This is a genomic window from Neisseria perflava (assembly GCF_019334725.1).
In the GTDB taxonomy this organism is placed as follows: Bacteria; Pseudomonadota; Gammaproteobacteria; order Burkholderiales; family Neisseriaceae; genus Neisseria; species Neisseria subflava_A.
Genome location: NZ_CP079818.1, coordinates 360,781 through 379,042 on the forward strand (window position 1 = coordinate 360,781; position 18,262 = coordinate 379,042).

The 18,262-nt window shown below is 52.8% G+C and carries 18 protein-coding genes; 5 read left to right on the plus strand and 13 right to left on the minus strand.

The genetic code is table 11. The features are described from left to right. The first annotated feature begins 134 nt into the window (after positions 1 to 134). Complete coding sequence (gene ftsY / locus LPB400_RS01875; RefSeq protein ID WP_219089201.1) at positions 135 to 1,667, plus strand: signal recognition particle-docking protein FtsY; 1,533 nt, start codon at positions 135 to 137, stop codon at positions 1,665 to 1,667. A 157-nt stretch (positions 1,668 to 1,824) separates the two neighbouring features. Here the strand turns inward: ftsY and LPB400_RS01880 are convergent, their stop codons facing one another. From LPB400_RS01880 to LPB400_RS01900, 5 genes are all read right to left on the minus strand, one after another. Further along, positions 1,825 to 2,721, minus strand: coding sequence for a polyprenyl synthetase family protein (locus LPB400_RS01880; RefSeq protein WP_219089203.1), 897 nt, complete (start codon positions 2,719 to 2,721; stop codon positions 1,825 to 1,827). Further along, positions 2,705 to 2,932, minus strand: coding sequence for an exodeoxyribonuclease VII small subunit (locus LPB400_RS01885; RefSeq protein WP_003681131.1), 228 nt, complete (start codon positions 2,930 to 2,932; stop codon positions 2,705 to 2,707). Before LPB400_RS01885 ends, LPB400_RS01880 begins: the two co-directional genes overlap by 17 nt. A 136-nt stretch (positions 2,933 to 3,068) precedes the next feature. Beyond that, the gene (locus LPB400_RS01890) at positions 3,069 to 4,925 is read right to left on the minus strand and encodes a ribonuclease catalytic domain-containing protein (RefSeq protein WP_219089205.1); all 1,857 of its coding nucleotides are present in this window, start codon (positions 4,923 to 4,925) and stop codon (positions 3,069 to 3,071) included. Positions 4,926 to 5,033: 108 nt separating this feature from the next. Further along, entirely contained in the window at positions 5,034 to 5,954 is a 921-nt protein-coding gene (locus LPB400_RS01895; protein WP_219089206.1) for a patatin-like phospholipase family protein, read from the minus strand. Positions 5,955 to 6,053: 99 nt separating this feature from the next. After that, positions 6,054 to 6,671, minus strand: a complete 618-nt coding sequence (locus LPB400_RS01900; RefSeq protein WP_107792284.1) for a tellurite resistance TerB family protein — start codon at positions 6,669 to 6,671, stop codon at positions 6,054 to 6,056. Between the two features lie 151 nt (positions 6,672 to 6,822). Here LPB400_RS01900 and rsgA point away from each other — a divergent pair, with 151 nt between their 5' ends. Further along, positions 6,823 to 7,689, plus strand: a complete 867-nt coding sequence (gene rsgA, locus LPB400_RS01905; protein WP_070584458.1) for a ribosome small subunit-dependent GTPase A — start codon at positions 6,823 to 6,825, stop codon at positions 7,687 to 7,689. A gap of 108 nt (positions 7,690 to 7,797) precedes the next feature. Here rsgA and LPB400_RS01910 read toward each other — a convergent pair whose 3' ends face one another. The 6 genes from LPB400_RS01910 to LPB400_RS01935 all read right to left on the minus strand — a co-directional run bounded on the left by LPB400_RS01910 (position 7,798) and on the right by LPB400_RS01935 (position 13,940). Further along, positions 7,798 to 7,992 (minus strand): virulence regulator, encoded by a 195-nt coding sequence (locus LPB400_RS01910; protein ID WP_107810647.1) that lies wholly within the window; start codon positions 7,990 to 7,992, stop codon positions 7,798 to 7,800. Between the two features lie 22 nt (positions 7,993 to 8,014). Further along, positions 8,015 to 10,072 carry a methionine--tRNA ligase gene (gene metG / locus LPB400_RS01915; protein WP_107792283.1) on the minus strand — a complete coding sequence of 686 codons (2,058 nt, stop codon included), beginning with the start codon at positions 10,070 to 10,072 and terminating at the stop codon, positions 8,015 to 8,017. Between the two features lie 127 nt (positions 10,073 to 10,199). Continuing rightward, positions 10,200 to 11,453 (minus strand): UDP-N-acetylglucosamine 1-carboxyvinyltransferase, encoded by a 1,254-nt coding sequence (gene murA / locus LPB400_RS01920; protein ID WP_107792282.1) that lies wholly within the window; start codon positions 11,451 to 11,453, stop codon positions 10,200 to 10,202. A gap of 191 nt (positions 11,454 to 11,644) precedes the next feature. Continuing rightward, positions 11,645 to 12,562, minus strand: coding sequence for a permease-like cell division protein FtsX (gene ftsX, locus LPB400_RS01925; protein WP_003747810.1), 918 nt, complete (start codon positions 12,560 to 12,562; stop codon positions 11,645 to 11,647). Further along, entirely contained in the window at positions 12,559 to 13,209 is a 651-nt protein-coding gene (gene ftsE, locus LPB400_RS01930) for a cell division ATP-binding protein FtsE (RefSeq protein WP_003681151.1), read from the minus strand. Before ftsE ends, ftsX begins: the two co-directional genes overlap by 4 nt. Positions 13,210 to 13,457: 248 nt before the next feature. Beyond that, positions 13,458 to 13,940 carry a TlpA disulfide reductase family protein gene (locus LPB400_RS01935; RefSeq protein WP_049349226.1) on the minus strand — a complete coding sequence of 161 codons (483 nt, stop codon included), beginning with the start codon at positions 13,938 to 13,940 and terminating at the stop codon, positions 13,458 to 13,460. Positions 13,941 to 14,109: 169 nt separating this feature from the next. On the opposite strand from LPB400_RS01935, the gene arsC reads away from it, so the two are divergent. Both arsC and LPB400_RS01945 read left to right on the plus strand, forming a co-directional pair. Beyond that, positions 14,110 to 14,469 (plus strand): arsenate reductase (glutaredoxin), encoded by a 360-nt coding sequence (gene arsC, locus LPB400_RS01940; protein ID WP_004519164.1) that lies wholly within the window; start codon positions 14,110 to 14,112, stop codon positions 14,467 to 14,469. Positions 14,470 to 14,494: 25 nt separating this feature from the next. Then, a complete protein-coding gene (locus LPB400_RS01945; protein WP_107792281.1) occupies positions 14,495 to 15,151 on the plus strand; it encodes a YdcF family protein in 657 nt (218 codons plus the stop codon). Between the two features lie 70 nt (positions 15,152 to 15,221). On the opposite strand, the gene LPB400_RS01950 is transcribed toward LPB400_RS01945, so the two are convergent. Then, entirely contained in the window at positions 15,222 to 15,473 is a 252-nt protein-coding gene (locus LPB400_RS01950) for a hypothetical protein (RefSeq protein ID WP_070826712.1), read from the minus strand. Positions 15,474 to 15,590: 117 nt separating this feature from the next. After that, positions 15,591 to 16,685 carry an ABC transporter substrate-binding protein gene (locus LPB400_RS01955; RefSeq protein ID WP_107792280.1) on the minus strand — a complete coding sequence of 365 codons (1,095 nt, stop codon included), beginning with the start codon at positions 16,683 to 16,685 and terminating at the stop codon, positions 15,591 to 15,593. Between the two features lie 159 nt (positions 16,686 to 16,844). Here LPB400_RS01955 and gltX point away from each other — a divergent pair, with 159 nt between their 5' ends. Then, positions 16,845 to 18,239, plus strand: a complete 1,395-nt coding sequence (gltX, locus tag LPB400_RS01960) for a glutamate--tRNA ligase (protein ID WP_107768607.1) — start codon at positions 16,845 to 16,847, stop codon at positions 18,237 to 18,239. Positions 18,240 to 18,262: the final 23 nt, after the last annotated feature.

Genomic DNA, 18,262 nt, shown 5'->3' on the forward strand with positions numbered 1-18,262 from the left:
CTGTATGGATGGTTTGTCTGATTAGACGTTGGAAATGCCAAAACCTGACAACCTTGATTTTCAGACGACCTTGCCACGTAAAATACGCTACAATACTCCCTATTTCAAGTTTCTAAAATTAAAAGGAAAATTTAATGTTCAGCTTCTTCCGTCGCAAGAAAAAACAGGAAACTCCGGCTCCTGAGGAGGCTCAAGTTCAGGAAACTGCAGCAAAAGTAGAATCTGAAGTTGCTCAAGTAGTTGAAAATATTAAAGAAGATGCCGAATCTTTAGCAGAAAGCGTCAAAGGGCATGTTGAATCAGTTGTCGAATTGGCTGTTGAAACCGTTAGCGAAACCGTCGAGCAGGTTCGAGAAGCTTTAACCGAAACGCCGTCTGAAACAGTTGAGAAAGTAGAAGAACACGTTGAAGCGGCAAAAGAAGCGGCCGTTGAAACCGTCAGCGAGGCTGTTGATCAGGTAAAGGAAACTGTTGCCGAGATGCCGTCTGAAGTGGCCGAGGTTGCTGAAGAAGTAGCGGAACAGGCTGAAGCGGTAAAAGAAGCGGCCGTTGAAACCGTCAACGAGGCTGTTGAGCAGGTAAAGGAAACTGTTGCCGAAATGCCGTCTGAAGTGGCCGAGGCTGCTGAGGAAGCAGTAGAACAGGCCGAAGCGGTAAAAGAAGAAGCTGTTGAGGCAGTTAGCGAAGCTGTTGAGCAAGTTCAAGAAGCCGTTGCGGAAACACCGGTTGAAGCTCCTGCTCCGGCAGAAGAACACAAGCTCAGTTGGGCTGCGCGTTTGAAACAAGGCTTGACCAAATCACGCGACAAAATGGCAAAATCGTTGGCCGGCGTGTTCGGCGGCGGACAGATCGACGAGGATCTGTACGAAGAGCTGGAAACCGTGCTGATTACCAGCGATATGGGCATGGAAGCCACCGAATACTTGATGAAAGACGTGCGCGACCGTGTCAGCCTCAAAGGCCTCAAAGACGGCAACGAATTGCGCGGCGCGCTGAAGGATGCGTTGTACGACTTGATTAAGCCTCTGGAGAAACCTTTGGTCTTGCCGGAAACCAAGGAGCCTTTCGTGATTATGCTTGCCGGTATCAACGGCGCAGGCAAAACCACTTCTATCGGCAAACTGGCTAAATATTTCCAAGCCCAGGGAAAATCTGTATTGCTGGCGGCAGGCGATACTTTCCGTGCCGCCGCGCGTGAGCAGCTTCAGGCTTGGGGTGAGCGCAATAATGTGACCGTGATTTCGCAAACTACGGGCGATTCCGCTGCCGTTTGCTTCGATGCCGTCCAAGCCGCGAAAGCGCGTGGGATCGATATCGTGCTGGCCGATACTGCCGGCCGCCTGCCGACGCAGCTTCATTTGATGGAAGAAATCAAAAAAGTGAAACGCGTGTTGCAAAAAGCCATGCCTGATGCGCCACATGAAATCATCGTCGTGCTTGATGCCAACATCGGTCAAAACGCTGTCAACCAAGTGAAAGCCTTTGATGAAGCACTGGGTCTGACCGGCCTGATCGTGACCAAGCTAGACGGTACGGCCAAAGGCGGTATCCTTGCCGCGCTTGCCTCTGACCGCCCTGTTCCTGTCCGCTACATCGGCGTAGGCGAAGGCATCGACGATTTGCGTCCGTTTAATGCCAAAGCGTTCGTAGATGCCCTATTGGATTAACAAGGCAGGCTGAGGCTTTGTGAACGCTGTTTGCAGGGTGTTTCATGCACTTTGAAGGCTCTGTATTAGGTATGGGATACCTAAGCCAAACAGGCTGTTAAAAAGGCCGTCTGAAACCTAAAATCAGGTTTCAGACGGCCTTTATTTATTTGCAGGTTTAGTTTTTCCGTGCGGTAACAAACTCTGCCAGTTGGCGCAGGCGCAGGGCTTTGTCGCTGAATGGCTCGATCAGGGCAACGGCTTCTGCAATCAGCGTTTCTGCGTAAGTACGCGCGGCCTGCAGGCCCATCAGTTTGACGTAGGTCGGTTTGTCGTTGTCCGAGTCTTTGCCGGCGGTTTTGCCCAAGGTGGCGGTATCGGCTTCGCAGTCCAATACATCGTCGATCACTTGGAAAGCCAGGCCCAATTTGGCGGCGTAGTGGTCTAAGGTTTGGATTTGCGCCGGTGTTAAGTCTGGGCAGGAAAGTGCGCCTAAGGCCACGGCCGCGCGGATGAGTGCGCCGGTTTTGAGGCTGTGCATCTGTTCCAATTCGGCCTGATTCATGGCCTTGCCGACATTGGCAAGGTCGATGGCTTGTCCGCCCGCCATGCCGAGGCTGCCGGATGCCTGGGCCAGTGTGGACAACATGGCAAGCTGGCGTTCGGCAGGCAGGCCTGTCGGACGGCTCAACACATCAAAGGCTTGGGTTTGCAGCGCATCGCCGACCAAAAGGGCGGTTGCTTCATCGTATTGCACATGGCAGGTCGGTTTGCCGCGGCGCAGGCTGTCGTTGTCCATCGCCGGCATATCGTCGTGAACCAGCGAATAGACGTGCACCATTTCGATGGCCGCCATCGCCTGCTCGACGGCGTTTTGGTTTGCTTCGCCCAATTCGGACGCGGCAAGCACCAAGAGCGGGCGCAGCCGTTTGCCGCCGCCGAGGGTAACGTAACGCATGGCTTCATGCAGCGTGTGCGGCACTTGGCTTTCAGACGGCAAGAAATGTGCCAGCAGCAATTCGGTTTGCGCTTGGGCTTTTTGCTGCCATGTTTTGAGTTCATTCGCCGGGTTCAAGGTTCAACTCCTTCAGTTCGCCGGCATCCAAAACTTGCAGTTTCTGCTCGACTTCCGCTAATTTGGTTTGGCAGTATCTGACCAATTCGTTGCCTTCCTGATAGGCGGCCAAAGCGTCTTCCAGCGGCATTTCGCTGCTTTGCATGGCCTGAGTCAGGGTTTCGAGGCGGGATAAGGCTTCTTCAAAGGATTGGGGGGCGTTTTTTTTCATGGTTTGAAATGATGGGCAGAAAAGGGGAATTGTAGCATTTTTAGATGATGAAGGCCGTCTGAACAGGGATGAAAACGAAATCAAAGATTTCTGTTTCTTTGTTCAGACGGCCTTTTTTTCAAACGAAATAACGTTATCAGCCGGGTAAAACGGCTTTTTGATAGTTGAGCGCGATAAACTGCTTCTCGGCATCCAGTTCGGTGATTTTGAACAATGCCTGCGATTTTGGCAGTGCGTCAAACGGAATACCGGTCGCGCGCGTTACCAGCGGCAGGCCTTCAATGCGGACGAGGTCTTCTTTGAGGATGGTGGCCGTCAGCTCGCTCGTGCCTTGCTGTTGCAGGTATACGAGGCTCCAGTAGGCTTCCATTTGGCGTTGGAAGTCGGCGTAGGCTGTATAGGCGGCATCAAAGTCGCGCAGTGCGGCGAAAAGCTCGGCATCGCTGTTTTGATACAGTGGCTCGGCAGTATCGTCGATCAGGCTGATCAGCTGCTTTTGGTTGATGTAGTCGGCGGCGCGGCGCAGCGGCGAGGTAAACCAGCCGTAATGTTGCACGCCCATGCCGATGTGCGGCTCGGATTTGGTGCTCATGCGTACTTTGCCTGCCGGTTGGACACGGAAAAGGCCGGGCAGCTCGTTTTCGTCCAGCATTTGCGCCCAAGTGCTGTTGGCAAGAATCATCATCTCGCTGACCAGCGTATCGATGGGCGAACCGCGTTCGCGGCGGACGACGGATACGTTGCCTTCCTCATCCAATTCGATGCTGTAATCGTATTGCGGCGCACGGTCGGGCTCGTATTTGCCACGCGCTTTTTGCAGGGCGATGGCGAATTGATAGAACCAAATCAGGTCTTGATGGTGGGCGAACATCATTTCGCCCGTTTCGTCCAAGCCAGTTTTGGCGTTGAAATGCGGCTCGATGGTTTGAATGCGCAGGTTTTCAGCGATGTTGACCGCTTCGATTTTGCAGGTTGGCGCGCCGACGTTGAACTCGCTGTCCACATCGAAATAAATGCTGATGGAAGGGCGGTATGCGCCTGCATCAAGGCTGAACGCGGCAATCCAGTTTTCGGGCAACATAGTGATTTTGCCGCCGGGGAAATAGACCGTGCTCAAGCGTTCCATGATGTTTTTTTCCATTTTGTCGCCTTGTTTAATGGCAAGCGACGGCGCGGCGATGTGGATACCGACGCGTTTCATGCCATTGCCCAAGTCGGTCAGGCTCAAGGCATCGTCCACTTCGGTAGTCGATTCGTCGTCAATGGAAAAGGCGGTAACGTCAGCCTTGGGCAAGTCGGGCATTTCAGGAAGCGGAAGGTCGGGGAAGCCTGTTCCTTTGGGGAAATATTTGATTTCAAACCCATCTTGCAGGTATTGGGGAATGGACGTAATGCCGCCCGTTTTTTTCGCCAGTTCGTAGGCGGAGATTTTCAGCTCGTCGGCGGCTTTGGTAAAGGCTTTGTAGGTCAGCGATTGCTTGTCGGGCGCATGTAAGATGGTTTTCAAATCCGCCGCGATTTCAGACGGCATCTCGCCGCGTTTCAAGGCTTCCGCCCAAGCGTCGATTTGCGCGTCTTGCTGTTTTTTACGTTCGATGGCGGCAAGCGCTTGTTTTAAGGTTTCTTCCGGTGCGGCTTTGAACACGCCTTTGGCTTTTTTGTAGAAATACATCGGCGCGGCGTAAAGCGCAATCAAAGTCGCCGCCAGCTCGGTTTTGGTCGGCGCATGGCCGTAATATTCTTCGGCGATGGCTTCGGCGGTAAATTCCTCTTCACCGCATACTTCCCACAATAAATCGGTGTCGATGTCCGCCGCCTGTGCCTGCGCGTTCTCCAAAAATGCCGCCATATCGCCGTCAAACTCGGCAAAGACATTGTTTGCCTTCACTTTGGTGCGTTTGCCGTGTTGGGTATCGACTTGGTAGGTGGCGTCGTTTTTTTGGACGATGGAGGCAACTTTGAATTGGCCGGACTCTTCGTAAAAGATATTCATTTTTTTAGGATTTTATGATTTGTAGGAAACGCGTGATTTTAGCAGATTTGCACGAGAAAGGCCGTCTGAAAAACATACTTTCAGACGGCCTGTTCAAACGGCGGATGATTAATACTGGTATGCTGCCAGTTTGCGTTTGATTTCAGGCAGCGCGGCGCGAGCGGCCTGTTCGCCCAATTGGATGGCGCGTTGTTTTTGGTCGAAGCCACCAACCGAACCCAGCTCCAAAACCTGCGGTTTGATGACCACATTGGCTTGTCCCAATTCTTGGTGCAACGCAGTTTGACTCATTACGTTGAAGGTTTGGTCAAGATAGGAGAACATGCCTTGGCTGACGTTTTTGGCCGGACGGGCGGAAATATCGACGGCAATGATGAAGTTTGCGCCCATTTTTTTCGCCGCGCTGACCGGTACGGGCTGCGACAGGCCGCCGTCTACATATTTGCGGTTGCCGATAACGACTGGTTGGAACACGTTCGGAATCGACGCAGAAGCGCGGACGGCCTGTCCGGCATTGCCGACGTTGAACACCACCGGTTTGCCGCTTTCAAAATCGGTCGCAACGGCGGCAAATTTGATGGGGAACTGCTGCATCGGACGGTTGCCGACTTTGCGGTTGATGTAGTTTTGCAGTTTTTCGCCTTTGATGAAGCCGCTGGTGGACAAGGTCAAATCCACCAAATCGGTTTTACCCAAAATTTCTGCTTCCAATTCGAGGCGGTCGGGCGACATTCCCGAAGCGTACATACTGCCGACAATCGAGCCTGCGGATGTACCAGTAACGATTTTTACCGGAATATTGTTTTCTTTCAAAACCTTAATAATCCCGATATGGGCAAAGCCTTTGGACGCGCCGCCGCCCAAAGCCAGCGCAACCGTGGCTTTCGGTTTGGGTGCAGTATGCGAAACCGTATTTTGACCCTGCGTAGAAGGTTTGGATTGCGGCGAGTTGCCGCTCGGACAGGCGGCCAATACCAAGACGGACGAAGCGGCTAAAAACGTTTTGAATGTGGAAAAAAGTTTATTCATGTTCAGACAGCCTTTAATATGTCGAAAGGGTTATTTTACTCTGAAATTAAGTCGAAAGGCCGTCTGAAATCAGGATTCAGACGGCCTTTTAAATCCGGCTTAAGCCAATTCGAGCTGTTTTTCCAAGCTTTCGACCAGCTGGTCGTCCAAATTCAAAGCTTGGGACAAACGGCTCAGGAACACGATTTCCTTGCGCGACAAGTCCGCGCAGACCAATCGGGCCGCCAGATAAATTTCGGCTGCCAAAGCCTCGTCATTGCCGACCGAAGCGGCAATTTGCTCGATGGAGGCCGGTTGCGCATATTCCGCCTGCAGCCATGCCGCCGTTTCCGCATCGCTGCCGCTTTCACGCTCAATCGCCGCGCGTTCCGCATCGTCAATCAGGCCGTCTGAAGCCGCCGCCGCAATCATTGTTTGTAAAATTACACGGCTGTGGTTTTCACCAATCAGGCCGGCAGGTTGGAACGCACTTTGCGGCAATTCGTCCTGCTGCTGGTTTTGTTTCCAGTTTTGATAGCCTTTATAAGCCAGAAAACCCAAAGCGGCGACCGAGCCGGCCTTGACCAGCTTTTTTGCGTTTTTCTTTTTCAACAGCATCGATGCCAAAGCACCCGTCAACGCGCCGCCGCCGAAAGAATTGAGCGGGCTGTCCGCCACCGCTTTGCCGCCTTTTTGAGTCGCACCCAAAACCTGATTGAGCAACTGACTGAAATCCATAAAAAAATCTCCTGAAAACCAATACATTGCAAATATAGGGCAGAAACACCCAAAAACCAAGCCAAAGAAAGTTAAAAGGTGCAAACAAGTTTTCAGACGGCCATAGCTGACTTTCGGTACAATCACACCATTCCAAACAATAAACCCCATCATGACCGATACCGCCCAAATCATTACCAGCTATGGCCGCCGCTATATTGTCCGCACCCCTGACGGCCAAACATATGACGCCACCACCCGCAAAAAACGCGTCGATTTCGCCTGCGGCGACCAAGTCCGTATCAGCCCCATCAACGGCGAACAAGTCGTGATTGAAGACTACCTCCCGCGCGAAAGCCTGCTCTACCGCCAAGACGCGTGGAAAACCAAACTGATTGCCGCCAACGTTACCCAACTGCTCATCGTAACCGCCGCCAGCCCCTCACCCAGCGAAGCCCTGTTGCAACGTGCCCTCCTCGCAGCCGAAGCGGCCGGCATTAACACCGTCATCGTCCTCAACAAAGCCGACCTCCCCGAAACCGCCCAATGGCGCGAGAAACTCAAATTCTACGAAACCCTCGGCTACTCCGTGGTCGAAACCAACGCATTGGAAAACGCCGACATCCTACGTCCCATTTTAGAAGGGCAAACCAACATCCTGCTCGGACAAAGCGGCATGGGCAAGTCCACCCTGACCAACGCCCTACTCGGCAACCAAGCCGCCCGAACCGGCGACATTTCCACCGCGCTCGACTCCGGTAAACACACCACCACCCACGCCCAACTATACGATTTAAACGCAGAAACCCGACTCATCGATTCCCCCGGCCTGCAAGAATTCGGCCTGCACCATCTCCAAGCCGCCGATTTATTACAATACTTCCCCGACCTGCGCCACCTTATCGGCCAATGCCGTTTCCACAACTGTACCCACCGCGCCGAACCAGGCTGCGCCGTCAAAGCCGCTGCCGAATCAGGCGAAGCCAAACCCGAGCGCATCGAATTTCTGCAACGCGTTACCGATGAATTGTTGAGATAAAGATTGAATGGAAATAAGCGTTTGGATAAATAAAAAGGCCGTCTGAAAATTTCAGACGGCCTTTTGTTGAAGCATAACCAAATTTACCTTTCAACCGGTATCGCTACCTTAGCGGGAAAGAGAAGGTGCTTTTCGCGGCGGATTGATCATGAGAAGAATGGCTTCTTCAATTTTTTTGTCCTCCCGATCATGGAGCTCTACCGGAAACTTCAGACGCAACACTGCAACAATAGCGCCAACCGATAAGCCTGCATCATTAAGCAACTCAATTTCTTTAAGTACAGGTGCGGAAAGGTTTAACATGGTTTCTCCTTAAGATTTGATACTAGCCCACTTTATCCCCGGGCTGTGCGCCTGCGTCAACGTCGAGGAGCTTCAGTTTGCCCTCTGCGGTGGCGGCGGAGAGGATCATGCCTTCGGATACGCCGAATTTTGCCATTTTGCGCGGGGCGAAATTGGCGACGGCGATGACCATGCGGCCGTTCAATTCGGCAGGATTTGGGTAAGACGCGGCGATGCCGGAGAAGATGATGCGTTTTTCAAAACCGAAATCGAGGTCGAATTTTAAGAGTTTGGTGCTGCCTTCGACGGCTTCGCAGTTCAATACTTTGGCGACGCGCATGTCGATTTTCATAAAGTCGTCGAAGCTGGCCTGTTCGGCGACTTTTTCGTATTTGCTCTCTTCGGCGGCAGGCGCGGGGGTCGTCTGAATGCTTTGTTTGTTGGCTTCGATTAAATCGTCCACTTGTTTTTGCTCCACTCGTTGCATTAAATGTTCGTATTTGTTGATGGCGTGTTCGCCTAGGGTTTCGCGCGTGTTCGCCCAGGTAATCACGTCCAGATTGAGGAAACGCGCGGCGTTGGCGGCGGTTTGCGGCAACACGGGAGCGAGGTAGGCGGTCAGCATGGTGAAGGCGTTGATGAGTTCGCTGCATACTTCGTGCAGGCGTTCGTCTTGACCTTCCTGTTTGGCGAGTTCCCACGGCTTGTTGGCATCGACGTATTCGTTCACGGCGTCTGCCAATGCCATGATGTCGCGCAGGGCGCGGGCGTATTCGCGGTTTTCGTATTGCTCGGCGATGGTGTCGCTTTCGGCGGCGAGTTTTGCCAGCAATGCGCTGCCTGAAACGTCTTTCAGACGACCTTCAAAGCGTTTGGCGATGAAACCTGATGCGCGGGCGGCGATGTTGACGTATTTGCCGACGAGGTCGCTGTTTACGCGGCTGATAAAGTCTTGCAGGTTCAAATCGATGTCTTCGATTTTGCTGTTGAGTTTGGCGGCGATGTAGTAGCGCATCCACTCGGGGTTCAGGCCTTGTTCCAGATAGGATTTGGCGGTGATGAAGGTGCCGCGCGATTTGGACATTTTTTGTCCGTCTACGGTCAAAAAGCCGTGTGCGTACACGCCGGTCGGGGCGCGGTGGCCGGAGAAATGCAACATGGCAGGCCAGAACAGGGCATGGAAATAGAGGATGTCTTTGCCGATGAAGTGGTACATCTCGGTTTGGCTGTCGGCTTTAAAGTATTCGTCAAAATCGATGCCGATGCGGTCGCACAGGTTTTTAAACGACGCCATGTAACCGACGGGCGCGTCCAGCCAGACATAGAAGTATTTGCCCGGCGCGTCGGGGATTTCAAAACCGAAATACGGTGCATCGCGGGAAATATCCCAATCGGACAGGGTGGTTTCTTCGCCTTCGCCCAGCCATTCTTTCATTTTGTTGAGGGCTTCGGGTTGCAGATGGGGCTTGCCGTCGTGCGGGTTGTTGCCGGAAGTCCATGCTTTGAGGAAGTCGGCGCATTCGCCCAATTTGAAGAAGAAGTGTTCGGATTCGCGCAATTCGGGTTTGGCACCGGAAACGGCGGAATATGGGTTGATCAGTTCGGTCGGGGAATAGGTCGTGCCGCAGACTTCGCAGTTGTCGCCGTATTGGTCTTGGGCGTGGCATTTGGGGCATTCGCCTTTGACAAAGCGGTCGGGCAGGAACATTTGTTTTTCAGGGTCGAAAAGCTGCTCGATGACGCGGCTTTCGATTTTGCCGTTGGCTTTCAGCGCGCGGTAAATGTCTTGGGAAAACTGTTTGTTTTCAGGGGAATGGGTGCTGTAATAATTGTCGTAGCCGATATTGAAACCGGTAAAGTCGGCGAGGTGCTCTTCGCGCACTTTGGCAATCATGTCTTCGGGCGCGATGCCTTGTTTTTGAGCGGCAAGCATCACGGGCGTGCCATGGGTGTCGTCGGCGCAGCAGTAGTAGCATTCGTGGCCGCGCAGTTTTTGGAAGCGCACCCAAACGTCGGTTTGGATGTGTTCGACCATGTGGCCGAGGTGGATGCTGCCGTTGGCATACGGTAGCGCGGAAGTGACAAGGATTTTTCGTGTCATGGTTTGTGCTTTTAAAAACAATGGATAAAGATGTCGGGAATTATACCGCAAAACAATACGCAAAGGCCGTCTGAAACCCGATTGCCGGTGTTTCAGACGGCCTTTTATTTATCGGCTGTGTATGGGATTAACCGCGTACGCGTTCGATTTTTGCGCCTACGCCGCCGAGTTTTTTCTCGATGTATTCATAGCCACGGTCAAGGTGGTAGATGCGTTCGACAATGGTTTCGCCATCTGCGACCAAACCTGCCATGACGAGGCTGGCAGAGGCGCGCAGGTCGGTTGCCATCACGACGGCGCCGGAGAGTTTTTCTACGCCTTTGATGTAGGCGGTGTTGCCTTCGGTGGTGATGTCTGCGCCCATGCGGTTGAGTTCGGGAACGTGCATGAAGCGGTTTTCAAAAATGGTTTCCACCACGCGGCTGCTGCCTTCGGCAATGGCGTTCATGGCCATAAACTGCGCCTGCATGTCGGTTGGGAAGCCAGGGTGGACGACGGTACGGATGTCCACGGCTTTGGGGCGTTGTTGCATGTCGATGGAAATCCAGTTGTCGCCGGCTTCGATGATGGCGCCAGCTTCGGTCAGTTTGTTTAACACAACTTCCATGGTTTTGGGGGCGGCATTGCGCAGGACGACTTTGCCGCCGGTCATGGCGACGGCGCAGAGGAAGGTACCGGCTTCGATACGGTCGGGAACGACGCTGTGTTCGCAGCCGTGCAACTCTTTTACGCCTTCGATGGTCATGGTTGCTGTACCGATGCCACTGATTTTTGCGCCCATTTTGACGAGGCATTCGGCCAAATCAATAACTTCGGGCTCGATGGCGCAGTTTTCGAGGATGGTGGTGCCTTCAGCAAGTGTGGCCGCCATCAGCAGGTTTTCGGTACCGCCTACGGTCACGACATCCATGGTAACGCGCGTGCCTTTCAGACGGCCTTTGGCTTTGACGTAACCGTGTTCGATGGTGATTTCCGCACCCATGGTTTCGAGGCCTTTGAGGTGTTGGTCAACCGGACGCGAACCGATGGCACAACCGCCGGGCAGGCTGACTTGGGCTTCACCGAAGCGGGCAAGGGTCGGGCCCAAAACCAAGATGGATGCGCGCATGGTTTTTACCAGCTCGTAAGGTGCGCAGGTGTTGTTGACGGTGCCGCCGTTGATTTCAAATTCGGAGATGTTGTCGGTCAAAACGCGTGCGCCCATGCCTTGCAGCAGTTTTTGGGTGGTTTTGACGTCGGCGAGCATGGGTACGTTTTTCAAGCGTAAAGTGCCGGAAGTCAGCAGACCGGCACACATCAGCGGCAGGGCGGCGTTTTTTGCGCCGGATACGATGATTTCGCCGTTGAGGGGGCCGTTGGCAGAGATTTTGAGTTTGTCCACAGGATGTCTTTCGTTATTTGTCTGCACGGCTTATGCCGCACAAATGAAATGGATAATAAACCATCAATTATAAGGGATTATGCCCTTGCTGTTAGATTTGGCAGTATTAAATTTTCACAAGGTTTGTTTAAGTTGCGAAAGGATAAGATTTCAGGCCGTCTGAATGGTTCAGACGGCCTGTTTGCCAAGGCTTATTTTTTTGCTTTGAAGCCTAAGAGGTGTTGCGTGGTGGCCAGCCATGCGCCGAATACGCCCAGCGCGATGACGAAGCCGAATACCAGCGACACTTCGCTAAATGTGAAGAAACGCCAGCCGATGTTCAGACCGTAGGGTTTGAAAATCGCGTCCACCAGAGGCCGTACCTCGGCCAGCAGCCAGGCCGACAAGCCCAAGCTGACGGCGGCGGAGAAAATACTCTGCCACATTGCCTGATAAAGGAAAGGACGGCGGATAAAGGAAGCGGGCGCCCCCAACAGCTTGGTGATTTCCAACTCTTCTTTGCGGCTGAGGATTTGCAGGCGGATGGTGTTGTGTGCCACCAAGACAAAGGCCATGCCCAATGTCAGCGAGAGGAACCATAAAATCTTGCGGATAAATTCATTAATACGATAAAGGGTTTGTACCCATTCGGTATCCATGGTTGCCGATTCGACGCGCGGCAGTTTGGTAATGTCTTTATAGATGGCCTGCATCTGATCCGGAGAAGTGGCAGGGTCGGGCGTAACGATAAAGACATCGGGCAACGGGTTGCCATCGAGCATGGAAACGAGGTTTTGGTCGAGATTGGTCTGCAATTCTTCCAAACCTTCCTGCTTGCTGATAAAGCGGACTTTATCGATACGGCTGTCGCGTTGGAGCAGGTTTTTCACCGTATCGGCATCAGAACTTGCCGCATCGGTGTCCATATAAACCGTAATTTGCGGCGATTCGTTGAGTTTGCCCAATACGCTTTGTCCGCTTTGGATGCCCAAATACATAAACAGCGGCAAGGTCATGGCAACGGCAAGCATGAGCAGGGTCAGCAGCGTGCCGATGGGTTGGCGTAGAAGCTCTTTGAGCGCGGCGCGCGCTGATTCGACGTGTAGCGAGATGTAATGAATCATGCTCATGCGAGGCGTCCTTTCTGCAGGCGCAAGACGCGGTGGCCGTAATCTGCCATCAGCGTTTCATCGTGCGCCGCAACAATCACGGTCGTGCCTGCTTCATGGAAGGTTTTGAACAATTCCATAATATCCAGCGCATAGGCGCGGTCGAGGCTGGCGGACGGCTCGTCGGCAATCAGCAGGCTGGGTTGGTGAACCACTGCGCGCGCGATGCACAAGCGCTGTTGTTCGCCACCGGACAAAGTGATGGGCATATCGTTTTCGCGGCCTTTCAAGCCGACTTTCTCAATCGCAATACGCGCGCGCTCTTCCGCTTTGCGCGGCTGGTAGCCGCTAATCCGCAAAGGCAGGATAACGTTTTGCAAGACATTGCGGTCGTAGAGGATTTTGTGGTCTTGGAAGACAATGCCGATATGTTGGCGCATAAAGCCGATCTGATTGTCGCTCAAGGTGCCGAGGTCTTGATTATTGAACCAAACCTTGCCTTTGGTAGGCTTGGTAATGCCTGAAATCAGCTTCAAAATGGTGGATTTGCCCGAGCCCGAATGGCCGGCGATAAAAATCATCTCACCTTTGTTAATCTGGAAACTGACATTTTTCAGGGCTTCGAAACCGCCGGGATAGGTTTTGGAAACTTGTTCGAAACGGATCATGGGTTTTCCTGAAAATAGGGATTCAGACGGCCGGCGTCATCGATAGGGCAACATGCCGTCTGAAAAAATGGGGATATTCACAGATTATAAATATTTCGGCTGCTTTTTGATAGTGAAACCCCGGTTCTGCCGGCGGAGACACTGCCGGTTTGCAACACAAAGCAATATGGTTTGAAATAAAGGCCGTCTGAACGATTGGGTTTCAGACGGCCTCGGTATCAGCGTAGGTGAAGCACCTATCCGCTGTTTTATTTACATTTGGTTTTGGCCAAATTCACGGCGGCGGTCAGGCTTTTTTCGTTGACTTCGCCGGTGATGGTTTGTTTGTAGCCGCATTTCGGCGCTTCGACGACTGTGAAGGGCAGTACGCCGACGTTGTTGCCGTGGGCTTTCATGAAGTTGCGGCTGTTGGCGCCGGTGTAACGCCAAATCGGGTAGCTGACCGGCGTTTGTTTCAGGAACTTGCCGATGTTGTCGGTTGTATCCAGCGCGATGCCGACCATATCGACGCTGCCTTTTTTCTGCGCTTTGTACCATGCGGACATGGCGGGCATTTCTTTACGGCAGGGGCCGCACCAGGTTGCCCAAAGGTTGACCACGCGCACGGGGGCTTTGAGCGACTCCAGGCTTTGCGGTTTGTTGTCCTGCCAACCTGCCGTTTCGTCGGCGGCAAAGGCCGGCGCAGCGGTAAAAACGGTGGCGGACAAGAGAAGGGCGGTTAAGGCTTTCATGGTTGTATCCTTGAGGTTGCCAATCGAAATTGTGTTTATTGTAAAACGGTTTGGTGGGCATGCCTACCGATTCACATCAAGATATCAGGTAAAAAGTTTGAGTAAAAATCAGTTGCAGACGATAATAACCGCAATCATTGAATGATTTTGCAATAATACGGAGACTTTCATGCCGTCTGAATTCACACTTTATCACAACCCGCGTTGCAGCAAATCGCGTGCCGCGCTGGCTTTGCTCGAAGAAAAAGGCGTTGCCGCCGACGTAGTCAAATATCTGGATACCGCGCCCGATTTGGCGACTTTGCAGGATATGTTTGCCAAACTCGGCATCGAGTCGGTGCGCGGCATGATGCGCACGAAAGACGATTTGTACAAAGAATTGGGTTTGGACAATCCCGATTTGGACAATGCCGCCCTGCTTCAGGCAATCGCCGAACACCCTGCCCTGCTTGAGCGTCCCGTTTTGGTAACGCCTACGCGCGCAGCCATCGGCCGTCCGTTGGAAAACATTGCCGCCCTACTCGGCTGACGGGGTTGGATAAGGCCGTCTGAAGATGATTTCCCTGCTTAAAAGCCGCAATGGCTTGCGATACTACCTATTTCGCGGCCTTGCTTTGAGCGTTTTGTTGGTGTGCGGTATTTTTTTGAGTGGCACATGGCAGATTTACCGGACAGGTTTGCAAACCTTGCCGAAGGACGCTCATGCCGATGCGGCGGTGGTGTTGGGTGCGGCGGCGTGGGACAAACGCCCGTCGCCGGTATTCCGTGAGCGCATCAACCATGCCATCACGCTCTACCAAAGCCATCGGGTCGGCAAAATCATTTTCACCGGCGGTACGCCCAAAAAAGGATTTATGACCGAAGCCGAAGTGGGGCGCCGATACGCACTCAAGCAGGGCATACCGGCGCACAATATCCTGTTTGAAAACACGTCGCGCAACACTTACGAAAACCTGCGCAATGTCGTCCCCATCATGCACGCCAACGGAGTCGGCAGCATTATCGTTGTCAGCGACCCGTATCATTTGGCTCGCGCCGAAGAAATGGCCGCCGATTTGGGCTTGTCAGACGCGCAGTTCTCTGCCACACCGACCACGCGCTTTGACGAGCGCAGCAAGAAAGCCAAGTTTCTGATGCAGGAGAGCTATTCTTTGTTTCTCTACCGTATCGGCAAATGGAGCGATGCGGTTTGGAATTGGATAGGTGGTTGAGCCTTCGGTAATCCATGTAAAAGGCCATCTGAATCCTTTTAGGTTTCAGACGGCCTAAATGTATGCTTACTTATTGATATTGATTTGCAGCTGCACTGCCAAAAATGACTACAGCTACAGCCAGTACCAGATAGATGACAAACAGAATCAAGGCAGCCTTGAAATAATTGGCTTTATTCGGATTGGTGTTTGAGCCGAATGCCCATACAAGCGTCATAACTATATTGACTAGCGGAATCATCAAAATCAAGTTTGTTAGCAACCATTCTTTGATGCTGACGACCGGAGCCTGAGGCTGGTCGATTTGGTTTTGTCCGTTCATACGTACCCAGTAATTTTGTTGAAAGAACAGTAATTATACTCATTAAATCTTTATCGGCATAGCATGTTCAGGCCGTCTGAATCTTCAGGCGGCCTGAGCCTATGATTTTTGCAGCCACTATTTCAATCGGATGTAAAACGTACCGTCCGGCACGACGGGCAGGTATTTGCGGTAGAAGTCCAGATAGGTCTTGTTTGGGTCTATGTCGGCAAACTGCTGCGGATACAGGGTTTTGGCGATAAATTGCGCGCTGGCCAAATCGGTGAGCGAGCGGGAGGCGGTGTGGTAGATGCCGTAAACGCGTTTGTTTTTGACGGCAGGAATGTCTGCCCAGCCTTTGCGTTTGACAAATCCGGCCAGGCGGCGTTGCGCATCGGCCTGGCTGATGCCTATGCCCATCGCCATAATGCCAGGCTTGTCTTTATGGCCGTTTTCCGTCCCCGAAATGACGATGACGTCGGGTTTGGACGTCAGGAATTTTTCAGGGTTTATTGGTCCCCAGTTTTTAACGTAAGGCGCGGCGATATTGTTGCCGCCTGCTGTGTCGGCAATCGCGCCCCACATATCTTTGCCGAAGGTGTAGCTGTATTCGGACGGGCCTTTGTCGCCGAACTCGATATAGATTTTCGGTTTGGACTGCTTGGCGCGCGCGACGCGTTTTTGGATGTCGGCAATGCCTCGGGCGTATTCGGCGGCAATTTTTTGGGCGCGCGCCTGCGTACCGTTGAGTTCGCCGAAAATTTCCGCACTGCGCGTGTGCCGCGCGACGGTTTCGGCGTTGAAATCGACCACGACGACGGGTATGCCTGCCGCTTTAATGCGCGGCAGGTGGGTGGCGACGGCCTTATACTGCCAGTCGGCCAGAATCAATACGTCCGGCTTGAGCGCGAGCGTTTTCTCCAGTGAAAACGTGCCAGTGCTGATGTTGCCGATGTCCGCAATGTTTTGCAGCGTAGGCAGCTTCTGTTTGAACATCGCCCAGCTGCCGGGATTGAATTTCTCCCAAAACTCACGCGAAATGCCGATGACGTTTTTAAATTTGTCCGCACCCGTTACCGCGATATAGTCGGGATAGTAAAACGCCAAAACCGCGCGTTTGACAGGGACATCGACTTTGACTTCGCGTCCCAATACGTCTTTGATAGTTTTGATTTCAGCTTGGGCAAAAAGGGGCAGGAGGGCGAGGGCGGTAAATAAAGCGCGTTTGTTCATGAGCGGATACTTTCAAAGAAATAATTATCATTTGTCTTGTTTTCAGGAGAAAAGTTCCCAGACGGTCCTTCTGCGCCGACATTATTTTCAGACGGCCTTACATTGTTTAAACCACGCCGAAAAAGTAAAATAACTGTTTTAAAAGATTTTGGAGCCATCATGACCGTCAAAACCCGTTTCGCCCCCAGCCCAACCGGCTACCTGCACATCGGCGGCGTACGCACCGCCCTGTTCTCATGGGCGTTTGCCCGCCATCATAAAGGCGAGTTCCTATTGCGTATCGAAGACACCGACTTGGCGCGCTCTACTGCCGAATCCGTCAACATCATCCTCGACGGCATGAAATGGGTCGGCCTGAACTACGACAACGCCGACAACGTCGTGTACCAAACCCGCCGTTTCGACCGCTATAAAGAAGTCATCGCCGAACTTTTAGAAAAAGGCCATGCCTACTACTGCTATTGCAGCAAAGAAGAGCTGGAAGCCATGCGCGAGAAAGCAGAAAAAGAAGGCACGGCGACGTACGATCGCCGTTGGCGTCCGGAAGAAGGCAAAACTCTGTCCGAAATCCCTGCCGACGTGCAACCTGTTGTCCGTTTCAAAACGCCTTTGGACGGCGTGACCAAATGGACAGACTTGGTCAAAGGCGAAATCTCCATCCCCAACGAAGCGCTCGACGACCTGATTATCGCCCGCGCCGACGGCACACCGACCTACAACTTCTGCGTCGTGGTGGACGACTACGACATGGGCATTACCCACGTTATCCGCGGCGACGATCATGTGAACAACACCCCGAAACAAATCAACATCTTAAAAGCCATCGGCGCAAACCTGCCCGAATACGGCCACCTGCCGATGATTCTCAACGAACAAGGCAAAAAAATCTCCAAACGCAGCGGCGATACCGTTGCCATTACCGATTTCGGCGCAATGGGCATCCTGCCCGAAGCCATGCTCAACTATCTAGCACGCTTGGGCTGGGCGCACGGCGATGATGAATTCTTCACGATGGAACAATTCATCGAATGGTTTGATTTGAAAGACGTTTCCCCATCCCCAAGCCGTATGGACTTGAAGAAACTCTACTGGATTAACGGCGAACACATCAAAATCACCGCCAACGAAAAACTGGCCGAAATGGTGAAACCGCGCCTCGCCCTGCGCGATATCCATGAAACAAGCAAGCCTGCTTTGGAAGACGTGTTGGCATTGGTCAAAGACCGCGCCCAAGACCTGAACACACTTGCCGACGAGTGCCTCTACTTCTACGTCAAACAAACGCCGGCCGAAGCAGACGTGCAGAAGCACTGGGACGACGAAGCCGCCGCCCGTATGCTGCGCTTTGCCGAACGCCTCGAAGGGCTGGAAGACTGGAACGCCGAAGCCATCCACGATCTCTTCAAACCTTTCTGCGACGAAGAAGGCATCAAAATGGGCAAACTCGGTATGCCCCTGCGCCTCGCTGTCTGCGGTACGGCAAAAACCCCAAGCGTCGATGCCGTATTGGCATTAATCGGCAAAGAAGAAGTGTTGAAACGGATCCGTTCGTAAGGCATGAATGATAAAAGGCCGTC